Annotated in this window: 18 protein-coding genes, 2 rRNA genes and 1 pseudogene; 10 read left to right on the forward strand and 11 right to left on the reverse strand. The window is 31.7% G+C overall.

Annotated elements, in window-relative coordinates; genetic code table 11:
• Both H7355_RS15890 and rrf read left to right on the forward strand, forming a co-directional pair.
• Positions 1-102: ribosomal RNA gene (locus tag H7355_RS15890) — 23S ribosomal RNA — on the forward strand; the annotation flags it as partial.
• Between the two features lie 82 nt (positions 103-184).
• Positions 185-299, forward strand: a 5S ribosomal RNA gene (gene rrf / locus H7355_RS03805).
• A 114-nt stretch (positions 300-413) separates the two neighbouring features.
• Here the strand turns inward: rrf and H7355_RS03810 are convergent.
• Together H7355_RS03810 and H7355_RS03815 are read right to left on the reverse strand one after the other, a co-directional pair.
• A complete protein-coding gene (locus H7355_RS03810) occupies positions 414-713 on the reverse strand; it encodes a DUF1905 domain-containing protein (protein WP_186645400.1) in 300 nt (99 codons plus the stop codon).
• Between the two features lie 146 nt (positions 714-859).
• A complete protein-coding gene (locus H7355_RS03815) occupies positions 860-1,789 on the reverse strand; it encodes a restriction endonuclease (RefSeq protein ID WP_186645401.1) in 930 nt (309 codons plus the stop codon).
• 351 nt (positions 1,790-2,140) lie between these two features.
• Here H7355_RS03815 and H7355_RS03820 point away from each other — a divergent pair, with 351 nt between their 5' ends.
• The 5 genes from H7355_RS03820 (at position 2,141) to H7355_RS03840 (ending at position 6,274) form a co-directional block, all read left to right on the forward strand.
• A complete protein-coding gene (locus H7355_RS03820) occupies positions 2,141-2,629 on the forward strand; it encodes a DUF3015 family protein (protein WP_186645402.1) in 489 nt (162 codons plus the stop codon).
• A 36-nt stretch (positions 2,630-2,665) separates the two neighbouring features.
• Complete coding sequence (locus tag H7355_RS03825; protein ID WP_186645403.1) at positions 2,666-3,208, forward strand: DUF3015 family protein; 543 nt, start codon at positions 2,666-2,668, stop codon at positions 3,206-3,208.
• Positions 3,209-3,273: 65 nt separating this feature from the next.
• A complete protein-coding gene (locus H7355_RS03830) occupies positions 3,274-5,154 on the forward strand; it encodes an Lnb N-terminal periplasmic domain-containing protein (protein ID WP_186645404.1) in 1,881 nt (626 codons plus the stop codon).
• Between the two features lie 196 nt (positions 5,155-5,350).
• Positions 5,351-5,812, forward strand: a complete 462-nt coding sequence (locus tag H7355_RS03835) for a DMT family transporter (protein ID WP_186645405.1) — start codon at positions 5,351-5,353, stop codon at positions 5,810-5,812.
• A gap of 6 nt (positions 5,813-5,818) precedes the next feature.
• Positions 5,819-6,274 carry a DMT family transporter gene (locus H7355_RS03840; protein ID WP_186645406.1) on the forward strand — a complete coding sequence of 152 codons (456 nt, stop codon included), beginning with the start codon at positions 5,819-5,821 and terminating at the stop codon, positions 6,272-6,274.
• A gap of 38 nt (positions 6,275-6,312) precedes the next feature.
• Here H7355_RS03840 and H7355_RS03845 read toward each other — a convergent pair whose 3' ends face one another.
• From H7355_RS03845 to map, 7 genes are all read right to left on the reverse strand, one after another.
• Positions 6,313-7,119: a GNAT family N-acetyltransferase gene (locus H7355_RS03845; protein WP_186645407.1), complete on the reverse strand. Its 807-nt coding sequence runs from the start codon at positions 7,117-7,119 to the stop codon at positions 6,313-6,315.
• Positions 7,120-7,188: 69 nt separating this feature from the next.
• On the reverse strand, positions 7,189-8,175 hold the full coding sequence (locus tag H7355_RS03850) for a DUF979 domain-containing protein (protein WP_186645408.1): 987 nt from the start codon (positions 8,173-8,175) through the stop codon (positions 7,189-7,191).
• Entirely contained in the window at positions 8,172-8,879 is a 708-nt protein-coding gene (locus H7355_RS03855) for a DUF969 domain-containing protein (RefSeq protein ID WP_186645409.1), read from the reverse strand. The genes H7355_RS03850 and H7355_RS03855 overlap by 4 nt, the downstream gene beginning before the upstream one ends.
• 16 nt (positions 8,880-8,895) lie before the next feature.
• On the reverse strand, positions 8,896-9,636 hold the full coding sequence (locus tag H7355_RS03860) for a 5-oxoprolinase subunit PxpA (RefSeq protein ID WP_186645410.1): 741 nt from the start codon (positions 9,634-9,636) through the stop codon (positions 8,896-8,898).
• Complete coding sequence (locus H7355_RS03865; protein WP_186645411.1) at positions 9,626-10,573, reverse strand: 5-oxoprolinase subunit C family protein; 948 nt, start codon at positions 10,571-10,573, stop codon at positions 9,626-9,628. Before H7355_RS03865 ends, H7355_RS03860 begins: the two co-directional genes overlap by 11 nt.
• Before the next feature lie 147 nt (positions 10,574-10,720).
• Entirely contained in the window at positions 10,721-11,371 is a 651-nt protein-coding gene (gene pxpB, locus H7355_RS03870; RefSeq protein ID WP_186645412.1) for a 5-oxoprolinase subunit PxpB, read from the reverse strand.
• A gap of 27 nt (positions 11,372-11,398) precedes the next feature.
• Positions 11,399-12,163, reverse strand: a complete 765-nt coding sequence (gene map / locus H7355_RS03875; protein ID WP_186645413.1) for a type I methionyl aminopeptidase — start codon at positions 12,161-12,163, stop codon at positions 11,399-11,401.
• A 442-nt stretch (positions 12,164-12,605) separates the two neighbouring features.
• Here map and H7355_RS03880 point away from each other — a divergent pair, with 442 nt between their 5' ends.
• From H7355_RS03880 to H7355_RS03885, 3 genes and pseudogenes are all read left to right on the forward strand, one after another.
• Positions 12,606-12,845 (forward strand): hypothetical protein, encoded by a 240-nt coding sequence (locus H7355_RS03880; RefSeq protein WP_186645414.1) that lies wholly within the window; start codon positions 12,606-12,608, stop codon positions 12,843-12,845.
• A 148-nt stretch (positions 12,846-12,993) separates the two neighbouring features.
• Positions 12,994-13,146, forward strand: a pseudogene (locus H7355_RS16260) (nuclear transport factor 2 family protein); the annotation flags it as partial.
• A gap of 159 nt (positions 13,147-13,305) precedes the next feature.
• Entirely contained in the window at positions 13,306-14,346 is a 1,041-nt protein-coding gene (locus H7355_RS03885; RefSeq protein WP_186645415.1) for a hypothetical protein, read from the forward strand.
• Between the two features lie 7 nt (positions 14,347-14,353).
• On the opposite strand, the gene H7355_RS03890 is transcribed toward H7355_RS03885, so the two are convergent.
• On the reverse strand, positions 14,354-16,753 hold the full coding sequence (locus tag H7355_RS03890) for a TSCPD domain-containing protein (RefSeq protein WP_186645416.1): 2,400 nt from the start codon (positions 16,751-16,753) through the stop codon (positions 14,354-14,356).
• Between the two features lie 49 nt (positions 16,754-16,802).
• The gene (locus tag H7355_RS03895) at positions 16,803-17,198 is read right to left on the reverse strand and encodes an acyl-CoA thioesterase (protein WP_186645417.1); all 396 of its coding nucleotides are present in this window, start codon (positions 17,196-17,198) and stop codon (positions 16,803-16,805) included.
• Between the last annotated feature and the right edge of the window lie 19 nt (positions 17,199-17,217).

The following is a 17,217-nucleotide window of genomic DNA, read 5'->3' on the forward strand; positions in this document are numbered from 1 at the left end:
ATCTCACAGGGCACTTGAAGACGACAAGTTCGATAGGATGGATGTGTAAGCGCTGCGAGGCGTTCAGCTAACCATTACTAATCGCCCTGACGGCTTGAGAAAAATATCACTTAACTTATACGCTTTTACCTTTACTTTCTTTCTTCTTCTTATTATCTCTTCTTCTGTCTTAGTTTTTCGCTTTGGCTGTGCTGATTGCGACGGGGAAATACCGGATCCCATTCCGAACTCCGAAGTCAAGCCCGTCTGCGGCAATGGTACTGCACTCTTAAGTGTGGGAGAGTAGCTCTGTGCAGCCTTTTATTTCTAAAGCCCCTCGGTAAAAACCGAGGGGCTTTTTTTTTATTTTACGATTAAATTATTTAATTATAATTTGGGCTTCCTACCCGCTAATTAAAGTTATAAACCTGCCCTTAAAAGATTCTGTTATCAGAAAGTAAAAATTCTATAGTTACTTTTTGTCCTTCTTCTAATTGTTCGCATTTACGAATTTTGGTAGGTAGCGCTATAAAAAGAGGTCCCTCTTTTATTGGCATAATAGAACTTTTCCAGGATGTTTGATTTAAAGTAAACGATGCAGATAGTAATGCGGGCCACCTATTTTTTACTAATGGGCGAAAGGCTTCACTAATCTTCTTATTCAGCTCAACGTAAAACCAGCCGCCTTTACCCGGGAATCTTTTAATTTTTCCTGTTACTTTATATTTCTTCATTGCATTTTTCTATTTTGCTTTTAATAATAAAAAACACATTCACTAAAGTAAACTCTACACCACATTTATTATATTCAGTAGTGCTCTTCACTACAAACCGCCATTAATCCAAGCTTGTGCAAGCTCAGGTTTATCTTGTGTTTTACTTAAGTTTCTTGAAAATAGTCGAGATCTATTTTTTTTATTTTATAGACATCAACAACAGAGACACCTGTGTTTGTTTCAATCATATATTCTGCGAGTTCTGTTCCGTTTATTAGGATAATTTTAGTCTCGATTTGTTCAACATAGTCATATGCTTCTTTTGAAAAGCGTGAAGTTGTAATAAAAACTCCTTTTTTTGCTCTAAATCCTTGCAATGCGCCCGCAAACTTTTGAATTTCGGGTCGACCAATCACAGATTCTTTTTTCCATCTTTTTGCTTGAATATAAATTGCATCGAGGCCTAAACGATCTTCTTTTATGATTCCATCAATCCCACCATCACCTGTGCTTTGAAATGCTTTGCCAGCTTCTTTTCTCGAGCCTCCATAACCCATGTTAATTAATAGATCGACTACGAGCTTTTCAAAGAAAAACGGTGAACAGTTCTCAATATTTGAAATTAAATCAGCAATTATCTCATTATTTAATGAACGATAAGCCGCTTCTAAAGCTTCTTGGGGTGTAGATAAATTCTCCTGCGATGCAACTATAATTGTCTCATTTGCAAAGGTTTTGGTATTAGAAATTGAAGGGGATTTAAATTCTAAAAACTCATCATATCGTCTCAAGTAATTTGGTGAGATTTCTGTTAAGTTCTCACTTAATAAAGCTTTTCCTTTTGAATTAATAAGGACAAATCCTCTTTCAGGATAATCAATAAGACCTGCTTTTTTCAAATATGTTTTTGCCCAACCGACACGATTGTCAAACACAGTTTGGGCGCCTGAAGGAAGGACTTCTCTTCTTTCTCTTTCATTTAAGTCAAAGTGTTTTGCAATTTCATTTCCTAACTCAGAAACACGGTGTTTTTTTTCATCGGAAATTAATTTTAAAAATGGAAGCATTATTTGATGATATTTAGGTAACACCATTATTTAATCCTTTCGGTAAATTTTTTTTAGCTGTATTTTTTCAATGGGAGCTGCTTTATTAAAAAATAAAGATTTTACTAAATAAAACACATTTAAAGGAATTTTGCGAACATTAAAGATAGAATAAAATGCTTATAGTTCAGAATAATAAAAGGTAAAAAATTTATATTTGCATATTTTTTGTGCTTTTATATTGAAAATCAACTTTATATTTGTAAAATCTAAAAATTTATTTGACCTTAATTTAAATAATTGTGAAAAAAAACAGCCTAATTAATTGATATATAATTAAATAAGTTTTAAAGTTTAGGCATATTTAACTTTCTATATACTGTGAGGAGGACAATAGCTATGTTTCTGCGAAAACATTTACTTTTTACCTTCGTTTTTTGCATTATCCCTTTTGCTTGTTTTGCAAAAACGCCGTTTGGAATGGCTGGATGTGGTTTAGGTTCACAGATTATGGGTGCAGATGGCAATCAGGTCTTTGCATCAACTACAAATGGAACTTCAGCAAATCAGGTTTTTGGAATAACTTCTGGCACTTCAAATTGCCTTGCTCCATCAAAAGCAGTTGCCTTAAGTGCGCAAAAAAAATTTATAACAGATAATTATTCAATTTTATCTAAAGAAATGGCGCAAGGAGATGGAGAAACTTTACGTGCATTTTCCAGCACATTTGGTTGTAAAAATGAGGTTTATCCAAGTTTTGCTTCTCAGATGCAAAATTCATTTTCTAAAATTTTTATTGCACCGGGAATCATGGCTGCACTTGATGTTGTGCAAGAAGAAATTAAAGCTAATGAAAAATTGGTTACAGGTTGTTCGCTAGTTATTTAATTTTACAATCCATAAAGTTACTTGGGAGATCCCAATATGAAATATTTCAAATTTGCTTGTAACTCGTTCATTGGCTTAATTTTAATGACTGCGCTGTCTTCTAATGTATTTGCTGCTGTAGAAATTGGAAAAGATGGTAACTATAAAGATGTTGAAGCATGGGGTATGGGGGGATGTGGCTTTGCTACATTATTCATAAAAGAGAAAGACACTCTTCCACAAATTGGTGCCTCTATAGTGAATGATTTTATTTCTGGTTATACACAATCCTCAGCGATAACATCAGGTACTTCGAATTGTGTTGAATCTCGAACAAAAACAGCTTCCGTAGAGCAAGAAGTTTTTATCACTGTAAATTTATCAAGCCTATCAAAAGAAGCTGCACAAGGGTCCGGTGAGCATTTAGTAGCATTAGCAAAAGTTTTTGGCTGTCCAAATGAACAATTTTCTAAGTTTAGCCAAATAAATTATAGTAAAATTTACGAAACAAATGAACCTAATTTAGTTTTGCAAAATTATTTAAGAGAAGTAAATTCTGATCAATATTTGGCAAAAAATTGTATAAGAACGATTTACTGATGTATTGGAATAGTATTTTTTATCCTTTTCGAATAATAATTTTTTTTTTCATTATAAATCTTATAGTGCATTTTTCTAAAGTTTATGCAGATTCAAATTCATATATCAGTGAAATTATCACACAAGCAGAAAAAGATAAATTATGGGAAAAAAGGGCATGGAAAAAATTATTATTTATTCCTGATAGATTTTTTAGTGCGCAACCAAAAAGTTTGATGAGTGATAAAAATTTTTTTCTTTCACAAGAAGGGAAAATAAATCCAAAATTAGAACTCATTGAGACTCTTAAAGCTTTTGCTGAAAAAACCCCTAAAAAAAACGATGAAAATTATTTGCATCCTCAATGTCGCTTTCCAGCAAGGTTTCATTGGTTGGTAGAAGAGCTTAAGATTGATTCGAATAAAATATATTTTCAAGCATGTCCTGAGCTACATAAATTCATTGATTATTTAGATTATGAGGGTGTGTCTCTTGTTTTTTCAAATTATGTAGCAGATGGTCCTGGCACTTTATTTGGCCATACTTTCTTACGCCTGCATAGAAATAAAGATTATAAAAATGAATCAGCAATTTTAGATGATGTTGCGAATTTTGCTGCGGTTATTCCAGCAGAAAAGGACTGGCTATTTGCAATAAAAGGATTGGCTGGAGGGTATCCAGGAAAATTTGCCGTTGTTCCTTACTATATTAAAATTCAAGAATATAATAATTTTGAAAGTCGAGATCTGTGGGAGTATAAATTAAATTTGTCCAAAAAAGAAATTCGTCTTTTAGAACTCATTTTATGGGAAGTAGGATGGACATATATAGATTATTATTATTTGGACGACAATTGTGCTTATGTAATTTTGTCAGTCTTAGAAGCTGCAAAACCAGAATTAAAATTAACAGAAAATATTAAAATATATGCAATTCCCTCTGACACTGTTCGAATCGTAAACAGGATGCCAAATTTAGTAGAACATATTAGTTATAGAGCCTCAGTTTTTTCAAGATATTTGACAAGGTTATCAGTTTTAAATGGGCACGAAAGAAAAATATTGAAAGAAATTGTTGAGAATAATAATGTAAAATTAACACAATCCATATTTTCTGGGTGCTTTGATCAATGTAAAACAAGAATTATTGATACAGCTCTTGAATATATTGATTATAAAGAAAAGTTAGTAGGTTCAAATGATGCAATAGAATACGGTGACTTGAGGAAACAATTATTGATTTCAAGAGCACAAACAGGAGAAAAATCTGAACCTCTTTTGGACACACCGATCTCTGCACCACCCAATCTGGGGCATGACTCAGCTCTTATTTCAATGAGTTATGGCTCTTCCTTTTCTGGAGAATGCTTTTCTGATATAAGATGGAGGCCAGCTCTGCATGATTTTGAATCTCAATCAAATGGATACAGTGATGCCTTGGGAGTTGGATTTTTAGATACAATCGTGAGAGCTGATTATACAAATAAAAAAGTATATCTAAAAAATTTTCATTTATTAGAAATAACTTCGCTTCCAGCACAAATTCCGAATATACATTTCTTAACGTGGCACTTTGATTCTGGTTACGAATATGGATTTGGATTTGGCGATGCTGCGACAGAAGAGCGTGGCTATTTGCAGTTAGGATATGGTTTAGCATTGTATGAATTTAATAATTCTTTAATTTTATATTCCATAATGCATGGTGATATAGGATATTCTTCAAGTAGTGGAGGTCATATAGGCCCTACTCTATCAATCGGAGCGATACAAAATATTTCTAATTATTTTAAATTTATTGCTAAATCAGAGATCGCTAAGAGAATAAATGCTGAAAAATTAATTGACTCTATTAAATATTCATTAATCTTTGCAGTATATGCAGATAAAAATTTAGAATTTCAAATGAATTTAGTAAATAATAATGCAAAGCCAGAAGTTTCATTTAATGCTAGATATTATTTTTAGAAAATTATTTACAAGGTTAACATTTTCTAATCTAGTTCGATTAAAAAAAATAAATTTAAGTTGCTAATTTTATAAATTTTTTTTATATTTCATTTGGTAAGTATTTTATTCTAAAAAAATTGTAAAATATTAACCTTTTCTGGTATAAAGAGTTTATAAATTAAAGTCTATATTATTATATAAAAGGCTATTTGATATGACAAAATCAAAAGATATTTTTTTAGCACTTTTTGGAGGTGTTCTTCTCGCATTAATGGTGACTTCAAATAGTTTGCTTGCCCAAAATACAAATGCAGTCTTTGCTTCATGGTTTGCTCATGGTATTGGTGCTTCTGTAATTTTAACAATCTTAATATTTTCATATACAATGCAAATAAAATCAGAAAAATCTCAAGCAATTACAACTAAAGTTCAATGGTGGCTATACTTGGGGGGAGTAGCAGGTGCATTTGTAGTTTTTCTTTCATCGGTTGTTATAAATAAAGGACTTTCACTGTCTGCTGCAATTTCACTTATTCTTGTGGGACAAATCTTATTTGGTATATTTTCAGATAGTATAGGTTTATTTGGAACAATTAAGAGAAAAATTCATATCAAAGATTTTATTGTTATTCTTCTCGTTCTAACTGGTAGCTATTTAATTTTATTTTGGAAATAAAAGTTTATGAGTTTATTGTTTTTTTTGGCTATATTAAATGGAATGATTATAAATATAAATAGAATCATAAATGGGCAATTAAGTACAAAAGTGGGTGCATTAAAAGCTTCTTTTTGGAATCATATTGTTGGCTTTATATTTTTGACAATAATAGTTTTCATATTAGGTGATTGGTTTATAATTAATGAAAAAATACCGAAATTTGCATATTTTGGTGGTGTCTTTGGTGCCTTTTTTGTTGCCATAAGTAGCTTTGTTATTCCGCGTATTGGCGCAATGAATACAACTATTTTAATGATATGTGGACAAATAATCACTGCTGTATTTATAGATATTCAACTTTCTGGAAAATATCCTTCATATATGCAAATCACTGGAATTATATTTATTTTATTTGCTGTTTATTTATCAAAGACGCAGCGATTTAGTTTCAGTTGGATTCATTTTAAAAAAGCGCAATAAGATCTGCTTTATAGGCACATTAAATTTTTAAAAAATATTTAACGTTTATATTCATAGCAATCATATTCACCCATTTCAATAAATCCTAATTTTTTATATATATTAACTGCTTCAGGAGAAGAAGCTGTGAGGCCCATATATTTTGCACCATGTTCTTTCGCATAGTGGAGAAGATACTTCATCATCTTAGAAGCATGTCCTTGTTTTCTATAATTATCATGGGTAAGAACATCAAAAACTCCACAGACGTCTTCTTTAAAAAAGAGTGATGCAATGCATGCAGAAGCACCTTCTACTTCAAGGTAAAAAAAACGATATGGTTTGTTATCTTTGAAGCCCAGTTCATTGGCAATTTTTAAATAGTATATCCGCGCTTCTGGATCGTATTTTTCGAGTACATTTATAAAATGCTGCATACTGATTTCATCATTGACTTCTTTTATAATATTAGAATCAAATTTTTCATTATTGATTTCTTTAAAATTGGCTGAATCATATGCGCTATTTAATAAATTTAAGGAATATGTCATGCCAATTTCAATTGCTTCTTTTACAAAACCTAATTTTTGTAAAATTTCATTTATTTGTTTAGGAGACGAATTGGGGCCAATCCACAAGGCAAAAGGATTTGAATTGAAATAATTTATTAATTTATTGAGTGACGATTCGAGATATATTGGATTGACATTATTAAGCCATGCAATATTAAACATAGAGCTCATAAAAGGTGATTTTGTAATTTTAAATCCTTCAAATGTTTCAACATCACAATCTTTTAAAAGATATGGTATATAAAAAAATTTTTCTTTGACTATATTTTCGCATTGATGAATAAGATTTTCCATTTTAATCTCCCATATGTTTTTGCTAAGATCTATTAGCAAAAATAATAATGTTAATCAATGTTTTTTTAATTAAATAAAAATTATGAAGTACATTAAGAATATATTAATAATAAGCATAGAAATAGCAGTGGGTATTTGCACTTTAATAACACCATATTTATCTCTTAATTCTAGCAGAGCAGCTGGTACGATATTAAAATTAGCAGCCATAGGTGTCATTAGAGTTCCGCAATATCCAGAATACATTCCTATGGCAACGAGTGGGATTGGGTTTGCATTGTGGGCGTGGACTAAAAAGGGAAGTGCTACACCTGCTGTCATAACGGGAAATGCAGCAAAAGCATTGCCCATAATTATTGAGAATAAAGCCATTCCTACGCAATAAATTGCAACCAATAAAAAACGATTATTTGGATCGACTATGAGTTTGGCAATTTCTTGAATAGAGTTTCCGGTTTGCGCAGCTGTAAAAATTCCTCCTAGCATAGCTAGCATCATAGGTAATATTGCAGCCCAGCCAATAGAATCGAGCAAACGTTTCGATTCATTTATTGCTTGAAGCGGATTACCTCCTGTGAGCTTCAAACCCACAATCAATGATAGAAAACATGCAAATGTTAATGAAGCAAGTGTTAAGTTCTTTTGATCGAAAAAAAAATAATTTTTAAATGAGAGATCTTTAAAAATAAATGTGCATGTAACTGTGAGAATAGGTATAAGTAATGCAGGGATAAAAACTTTATTTCCAAATTTTATAGCATAAGTTTTTTTTTCTCTAATGGATTTTTGCAAATCATTTCTATTGCTGAATTGTCCGAGTCCAGCAATAAGCGCCATCAAAATAACAAGGATACCTATTATCCTATAAGTTAAACTTTTACCTATATAATAAATTGCAAGATCACTAAAAAGAAAAATTATAGAAAATAATGACCAAAAGAAAGCTGTTTTATATCGTTTAGGATTTTTTTTATCTTTTAAACTTAAAAAAGCAATAAATAGGACAATTATACCAATTATATAATAAATAATATCGATTGTTAAAAGAGTTTTCAATCCAGGTCTCCTTGCTTCATTTTCCACTTGCGAACGTCATTTTTTATACTGGTGTCGAGTTGCGTAAGTCTAATTAAATGAATGCAGAGAGCACAAATGGCTGTTGGAATTCCCCAAAGTCCAATATGGAGTGGTTCAATATTTTCAATTCCATTGTCATTTAAAAATGTATTCATTAAAATAATAGCACCAAATGCGATGAAAATATCTTCTCCAAAAAAGACTGCAATATTTTCAGATGCTGCTGCGTGTGAACGAATTTTATCTAAAATTGATTTTGGTAAAGGACCATATTTATTTTTGCTTGCCCCTTCCGCCATTGGGGCAATCAGGGGGCGGATTGTCTGTGCATGTCCACCTAAGCCAATTAAACCCATAGCAGCAGATATTTCTCTCAGAAAAAAATAAAGCATAATTATTTTGCCAGTTGTTATATGGGTGAATTTTCCAATCCAAATTTCTGCACGTTCTTTAAGTCCATAATGTTCTAGTAGGCCAACGACAGGAAGAATTAAAATAAAAACGGCGAGCTGACGGCTATTTAGAAATTTTTCTCCAAATGTTTCAAGTATGGTAAAAAAATCCATGCCTACGGAAAAACCTGTTACGATACCGGCTGTAGCGATAACGAGCAGTGGGTTAAACCTTAATGCAAAACCTAAAATAATAATAGGTATACCGATCAGTGGAAGAAGTAATGACATATGAAATATCTCTCTTTTATTTATATGTTTGAATGGCAATTCCTTCATTTATGAGTTTTGTAAATAAATATTTGGTCAAATTGAGTGCATGGGGATTATCTCCATGCAAACATATTGTATCAATTTTGATAGGAAATATTTTTCCGTTTTGGCTGATAACTTTTTTTTCTTTTATCATTGTTAAGCTTTGTTTCAAAGCGATTTTTTTGTCTTTAATTATAGCGCCACACTCACTTCTTGCTAATAAAGTTCCATCGTCTTTATAGCAACGATCTGCAAATCCTTCCTCAATAATAGCTAAATGTTCTTTTTTTGCCTTTTGCACTAAGGGACTGCCCGCAAGAGCAAATAATTTTAATTTTGGATTCACTTTTTTAATTGCAGATATAATGATATCCGCTATCTGTAAATCATGTGCTGCTTGATTGTATAAAGCGCCATGTAACTTTACATGCGTGAGTTTCCCTTTTTCAGCATTGACAATTCCTTGCAGTGCAGAGATTTGAAAAATAATTTCTGCAAAAAGTACTTCTGCTGAAAGATTTAATTCGACTCTACCAAAATTTTTTTCATCTGGATAACCAGGATGAGCACCTAAGGAAATTCCCCGAGCCATAGCCCACTTTACACTTTGATGGATACTTATAGGTGTCCCAGCATGCCTAGCACAAGCTATATTAACGGAACTGACGTAATTTATAATTTCTTTATCATTTTTAAAACCTTCACCAATATCGGCATTGAGATCAATTTTCATTTAATTCCCTTTGGATATAATTTAAACCCCACTGTATTTTATTTTTATATTCTTCTTGCTTCTTCAAAGCTTGAATAGCTTCTGCAAGGGAACAAGGAGAAAATTGAATAGTTTTGCTAAATTGTGTCTGAACAAACTGCCACATATCTGCGGCAATTATCCAGCCAATGCGAGGATATCCTCCTGTTGTTTGTGCATCAGCTAATAAAACGATTGGCTGACCATTAGGGGGAAGTTGAATGAGTCCAGGAAAAACTACATGGGAAAGCATTTCTTGATGGGTTGAAAATCTTAAAATATTTCCTGAAAGTCTATAACCCATCCTGTTACTTTCTGAAGTAACATTCCAATTTTGCGACCAAAAATCCTCTTGGCTCAATGGAGTTAAATTATTAAATTCTGGACCTGTAATAATACGGATACGATTTGAACGTGATGGTTGTAATATACCGATGCATTTGCTTAAAAAATTAGGTTTTCCAAGTTTAAGTTCATCGCCATTTTGTAAATTTCTTCCATTAAATCCACCAAATTTATTATTTAGGTCTGTGCCTTTACCTCCCAAAATAGTCTGGATTTCAATACCACCATCAATAGCTAAATAAGTAAACACTCCAGTTTGAGCGTGACTGAGTCGCAGTATTTGTTCGGATTTTACAGGATGGCGCCAGCCATGAAATATTTTTTTATGATCAAGAGTGGCATTGAAATCTGCACCCATTAAAGAGATCCAACAATCTCTTTTGAATTGAATTGCAACAGGACCTAGAGCAATTTCTATAGCTGGAGTATCAGGTAAATTGCCAACTAAAAGATTGGCGCAATGCAAGGCAAAACGATCGACAGCTCCGCCTAATGATACTGCATAAGAGCGGTATTCTGTTCGACCTAAGTCTTGTATACTTGTATATGCAGAAGTTTTTAATATTTTAAGCATATATTTTCGCCTTATTTTTAAAATCAATTTTTTATATTAGAAAAAAAATTCGCAATTCATTTTATCATAAAACAAGGAAATTATAGCTTAATATTATATTTAGGCAAATATAAGAGGTTAACAAATAGTATTTTTCAAATTTGGCATCTATTTTTTTTCAACAAATCGAACTTTATCACCAGGCAAAAGTGTTGTTGGTTCTGATGAATCTGGTTTAAATAAAATAAAATCTGTATGTCCTATAATATTCCAGCCACCTGGTGTGCATGAAGGATAAATGCCAGTTTGACTTCCCCCAATTCCAACTGAGCCTGCAGGTATAGCAATATTTGGAATATTTTTTCTTGCTGTATGAAGTTGTTTAGGCAAACCGCCTAAATATGGAAATCCAGGTTGAAAGCCAAGAAAATAAACAAAATATTCACCACTGCAATGGAGTTCAATGATTTCCTTAAAAGTGAGTCCTGTATTATTAGCAATTATTATCAGGTCAGGACCATATTTTTTTCCATATTTTACAGGAATAATAACTTCTTTAATATTATTTTCAATTGATTCTGCTTGTTGCCAGAGTGATTCCAGTAGAAAAAGGAAATTTTCTGGATGATGAATCAATGGGTTTATAACTATTGTAAAGTTGTTCATTCCTATTACGACGTCTATTACTTGAGGATTTAATTTTAATTTTTTTGCTAACCACCAAAGTTTTTTTTGATAAAAGAGTTCTGCAGGTGGTTCAAGCTCTAAGCTAAGAGAACTTTCATTTAGAATAAAAAAACGAGGTCGTTTTAAATTCAAAGTATTCCCTTTCTTATCAGCTTATTATTAAAAAAATGCGTCTGCTGAAGGACGAGTTAATATTATTGGTTCACTATCAGTAACTACTATTGTATGTTCAAATTGAGCTGCTTTATGCTGCTTTTTTATAAATAGCGTCCAACCATCTTTGCTTTCTTCAGCATAAATTTCCCCAGTTGAGAGAAATGGTTCTACTGTAATGACCATTCCTTTTTTTAAAATTCTTTTTTCTTTTGGATCGAAGGTCGATGATATATATTTAGGTTCTTCGTGTAATGCTTTCCCAACTCCATGGCTGCCTAAATTTTCAATAATTGAATATTTATATTTACGGGCAATTTTTTCTACCGATTTTCCTATGGCGGATAATTTTTCTCCACTTTTAGAAGCGCTTATTCCTGCATACATCGCCTCTACTGTAGCATTGCACAATCTTTCATTTTGGGGAGTTTTTACACCAACACAAAAAGATCCTCCTGTATCGGCAAAATATCCATTTAATTCAGCAGAAACATCAATGTTAATTAAATCCCCTGCCATTATTTTTTTTCTTGATGGGATCCCATGTGCAATTTCATGGTTTAAGGAAATACATGTGTAGCCAGGGAAATTATATATTAATTTTGGTGCTGAAACCGCGCCAAATTTTTTAAGAAATGTTCCTCCCAATTCATCAAGTTCCTGAGTGGTCATTCCTATTTCAACGCTTTTCTTCATAAAAACAAGTGTATCAGCAACTATTGTTCCGATTTGTTGTAATTTTTTTAGCTCATCGTCATTTTGTAATATCATTCAATCTTCCAATATCAAATAAATCTAAAATTATCTCAAGTTATTCGTTTGAGCAACGGAAAGTGAAAGATTCAATTTCAAAACATAATAAATACTCTAAGCTGGGTAGATGTGCAAGACGACTAAATGTATATTTTCTTAGAAGAAATGAATTGTACTTACAAAAGCTATGTTTCGATAACGGAACAAAATAATTTTATTTTTAGAATTTTTTCTGATTAAAGCCTAAGAGCGAGCGAATTTTATTTTCAGCGTAAAATTTAGAAAGCAGATCATAAAATTTATCATTAAGTGTTAAATTATTTACAGAGAAAAAAGAAAAATTGTATCAATAGACTTATTATTTATTAAATATGACTGAAGCATCTATGTCAAAATAATTTGCTTGTTTTTATAGTAAAATTTCATAATATGATGCAAAAAAAAAATTAAAGGAAAAACAATGTTGAAAATAATTTTAATATTTTTCTCAATTATATTAAATATTAATGCTTATAGCGAAGCAAAAAAAATTGATAATAAGGCAATTGTAGTTGAACTTATCAAAAGTATTGAAAAACGAGATCCTAAATCTGTAGAATACGTTGATAAAGAAAAATATAAAGATAATAATGCGGGTATAAAATATAGTATAAAAGGTTTCAACAAAGTCCGCAGTAAGAATCCAAAAATTCTTAGATGATATACTTATCAAAAAGAATTTTAAGCAAGTAAATAAATTTATTGATCAAAAAAAGTTCCAATCATATAATACTGATTTAAATTATTCTTTAGTTGGAGAAATCGGACTTTATAAAAATAATATTTCAAATAATAAAGATGGAAATTACTATGATAAAAATAATCTAATATTGGCAGAAGGAAACTTTGTTTTATCTGTTAGTGAAGGACGTATCGCTTGTAGAAGTGTGATTTACTATGATCTATTTCGAGTTGAAAATAATAAAATTGTAGAGCACTGGGATGTTATAACGAATAAATAAATTATTCTATTTTATTCCTTTTGAAGGGGCTATGAAAATAATATTATTTTTATATTTTTGTTTATTTTTACTATATTTTTGAGTTGCAGTAAAAATAACTCTAACAGCAGTTTACCTCCTTCAAGCGGAGGACCAGACCCACTAAAGTCGAAGTTTACTTTGCAAAATCGTGCTAGTTTTTTAAGAGAATATAATGGCTCCCCTGTAAAAATACGGAGAGATTTATTTGAAGCTCGAATGCAATTAAAAGCAAACAAACATTTTTATGATTATTACTTAGAAGAAGAAGATCAGCCGACTCGAGATTGGCTTCGCTATCAAACAGAAACATTTTTCAAATTAATATCAGTTTTTAAAGGTTATCCAGAAGATCTCCTTTGGAAATATAAAAAATTTATTGATCAGCCTCTTACTGATGTTTTAAAAACTTTTGTATATCAAGTGGCAGATAATGAAAGCGGGCGTAATTTTGTGCATGATTTAGAAAATATTTGTGACTTTCATGAAATTCATGTTAGAACAATTTTTAATTCTTCAATAAAAGAAAGATATGAAATATTAAATCCCTGTATATCGAATACATATCAAAATGCATGGTTAGATTATGATTCAGAAAGTATTGGAGATACGGATTCTGAGGCAATTAGAGATGCTTACTTCGATGGCAGTCCTTTTATTTTAAAAGAGATCGATGTCATCGTAGAAAACCCATTAGGTAAAGATCCAATGTCAGTGCGAACTTTTGAAGAAAACGATTATATTAATTATCTACAGAAAGAAATAGCAAATAAATTTAAAATCTATATGGATAATCCGGCAAACGTTAAGAACAACCTTTTGTCAGTGGGCAAAGCATTAATTGCGCCACTTAATATTTCATTTGTTCAAGGTGAACAAACTTTAAATTTAAAATTGAGTAGAGAATATGTTGACGGCGCGCATTTTTCAGGCTCAGCCTTTACTGCTTTGTATCCTTATCAAAGTAATCTTGTAAAATCTGTCATTACTGCCATTGAAAGTAAAAATGAAAATAATTTTATCAATGCTTTTTTAAAGCTTGCAGCAGCACATCCTGTAATGATACAAAGAAAAGTGGTATTAGAGATATTTCCAGATCTTTTTGTTACCAAAGATTTTCCATCATTTAAAATATATTCATCATATTTGCACTATCTTTTAAATTGTACGCAGTTCCACTAATAATTAATTAACAGCGACTCCAGCCGCAATCCATACAAGTTTTACAGCCTGATTGATGAACCATATTTGATTTTTGACAATTTGGACAAATTTCTCCTGTGAATTTTGTACCATCTTTAATATATTTTTTAAGCACTCGATTAATTGCACTTGCAAAATGTGTAATATTACCTTCAGTTTTTTCGAGTTGCTGAACTATGTATTTAATATCAACTCCATGTCTTAAATTTAATGATACAAGGCGTGTGATGGCACTCTCTGAAGGAGCATTTTGTAAAAGTTTTTTTAAATTAATTTCTTTTGAGTTTTTAAATTTTAAAAAATAATTTTGATTTTTATGTTTCAAAATTTCAGCATTTTTACTGTTTTCAGGCAATGAATATTTATCGCAATAACCACAAAAAACTTCATATGGTTCGTTTTCAAGAAGACCAATAAGAATAAGCCAGTTTTGTTTATTTAATTTAAAATTATGGATATCGCAAGTTAAAACACTGGGGCGCTTTACAGCGATAATTTTCTGAAAATTTTTCGAAGTATTCTCATTCGTGTTTGTGGGTATGTTATTTATAATTCCTTCTCTGCTTTTGTCACGATAGACTGTTACAGATTTTAATCCATATTGCCATGCTGTTAAGAAAATCTTTCGAATGTCTTCTACCAAGGCATTTTCTGGTAAATTATAGGTCACAGAAATCCCACTGTCGATATATTTATATAAAGTTGAAATTAATTTTAATTTATCTATTGGATCGACATTTTTCTCTGGATTTGTATTCCAAGCAGCAAAAACCCATTCATTTTTTTCTACTAATTTTTCAGCATTTTCTTTTGTTAAAGGAATTTTTTGTCTATTTAATTCGTTTATAACAGAGTTGTCAAAAATTAAATGTGACTTGTACTCACCTGTAAGCGTCCGTTCTCTCCGTTCAAAATAAGGAGCAAAGGCCGGTTCGCAGCCGCTTCCTCCTACTCCAACGACCATTGATAAAGTTCCTGTCGGTGCTACTGTAAGGCAGCAAACATGGCGCATTGCAGTAAACTCATCCGCTTTTAATGATGTGAGTTGGCATAGTCTTTTAATAAATGGACTTTTAACAAACCACTCTTTCTTAAATTCTTTAAAGCTTCCTCTTTCTTTACCCAATTGTATGGAACTGCGATATGCTGTTTCTGTGAACACTTTCATTATTTCTTCAGATATAGAAATACTTTTTTCAGATCCATATCTAATTTTTGCTTTAATAAACCAATCATACAGTCCTGTAAAACCCAGTCCAATGCGAGTCATTTCTATTAATTTTTCTCGTTGTATAGGATGTGGTGATCGGTTTTCTTGAAATTCAGCAATAATAACATTATCTAAAAATCGTATACCAAACTCAACTCTTTCTCTCAGCCAATCTTGCCAGTTCTCATTTAACAAGGGCATGTTATAAAAATTGATAGAAGCAAGAACACAAGTATTGAACGGATCTAATTTTTGTTCCGAACAACCGTTGGTTGAAACAATATGGTATTTAATATTTGGGTGATAATTGCTATTTGAAAATTCTTCGCTATGATCCCAGAATTCAATACCTGGTTCGCCAGTGTTCCATGCCTGAAAAGTTATTTTCTGGAAAAGAGATTGTGCTGTTACTTCTCGCTTTATGCTTAAATTAGGTCCGGGTGAATTTTCATCAAATAATTTATTGCCAAGAAATATTTTATTTTCTTTTCTCTCCCAGCTTAATTCAATATTTTTATTTTCGATGACTGCATTCATAAACTTATTGTCTACTTTGACCGATATATTTTGAGAAGTTAATTGTGTGATATCGGATTTACAAGTGATGAATTCTTCCACATCAGGATGGTAAATCCAAATGTCTGGTTTTGTTGCACCTCTTCTATTTTCAGCGCCTATCACTTGCATAGCAGCATCAAATATAGAGAGAAAACTGACAGCCCCTGTGCTAACTCTTGCACAATTGTGCGTTCGTGCTCCGCGAGGTCTGAGACCTGAAATATCGATTCCATTCCCTTGTCCATAGGAGGCGATACGGCTCCAATGAGTCAGTGAATGAGCAAAAATTTCTTCAATGGAATCTTTAATAGGTGCTTGCGTTGTGCAATTTACATAAGAGATTTTATGAGATTTATTTCCTGCAGCGCGCCAAATTCCTCCAGCAGGGCTGAAGTCTTTTGCATGAATATATTGAATGGTTTTTTGTTGCATTTCTTCAAAGGCGCTGATGTCATATTTGTTAACTTCATAAGCGACCCGTTGTATGGCCTCTGGAAATTTTTCTTTTCTTTTTTCGTTTGTTAAAGTATCTTCTATTTCAAAGCAATATTTATTTTCAATTATGTTTTTATATAATTCAGAGGTAAATTGAAATTCATCTAATATTTTTGAAAGCATTCTATTTGCTCTCCTTGAAACCAGAATACTCTATTTTGGTGCGATAATCTCATAAAACTGAAGTGGGTTTGCCATTTTCATTGAGTGCGACCATAGAAAAGACTCCACTTACAGCAAGTTCTCTTTGATTCGTATGCATCTGTTCTATAAAAATTTGCACTTGAATTTTTAAACTTTTATTTCCAACATGTATGACTTTGCCATGCATGTCTGCAAAAGTTCCTGCAGGGATTGGTCTTTGGAAATCTGTTTTATCTAACGAGACAGTCACTATTTTTTTGCGGCAAAAACGCGTTGCTGTAATAAATGCAATTTCATCCATCCAATTGAGAGCAGTGCCACCGAATAAAGTATTATAATGATTTGTTGTGTCAGGAAAAACACATTTAATCATTCTTGTTTCAGAAATGCGTATGAGCTCTTGAATTTTATCTGAATCAGTCATTTTTTTCTCCTTTTTAGAG

The sequence above is a fragment of the Fluviispira vulneris genome (assembly GCF_014281055.1).
Classification (GTDB): Bacteria; Bdellovibrionota_B; Oligoflexia; order Silvanigrellales; family Silvanigrellaceae; genus Silvanigrella; species Silvanigrella vulneris.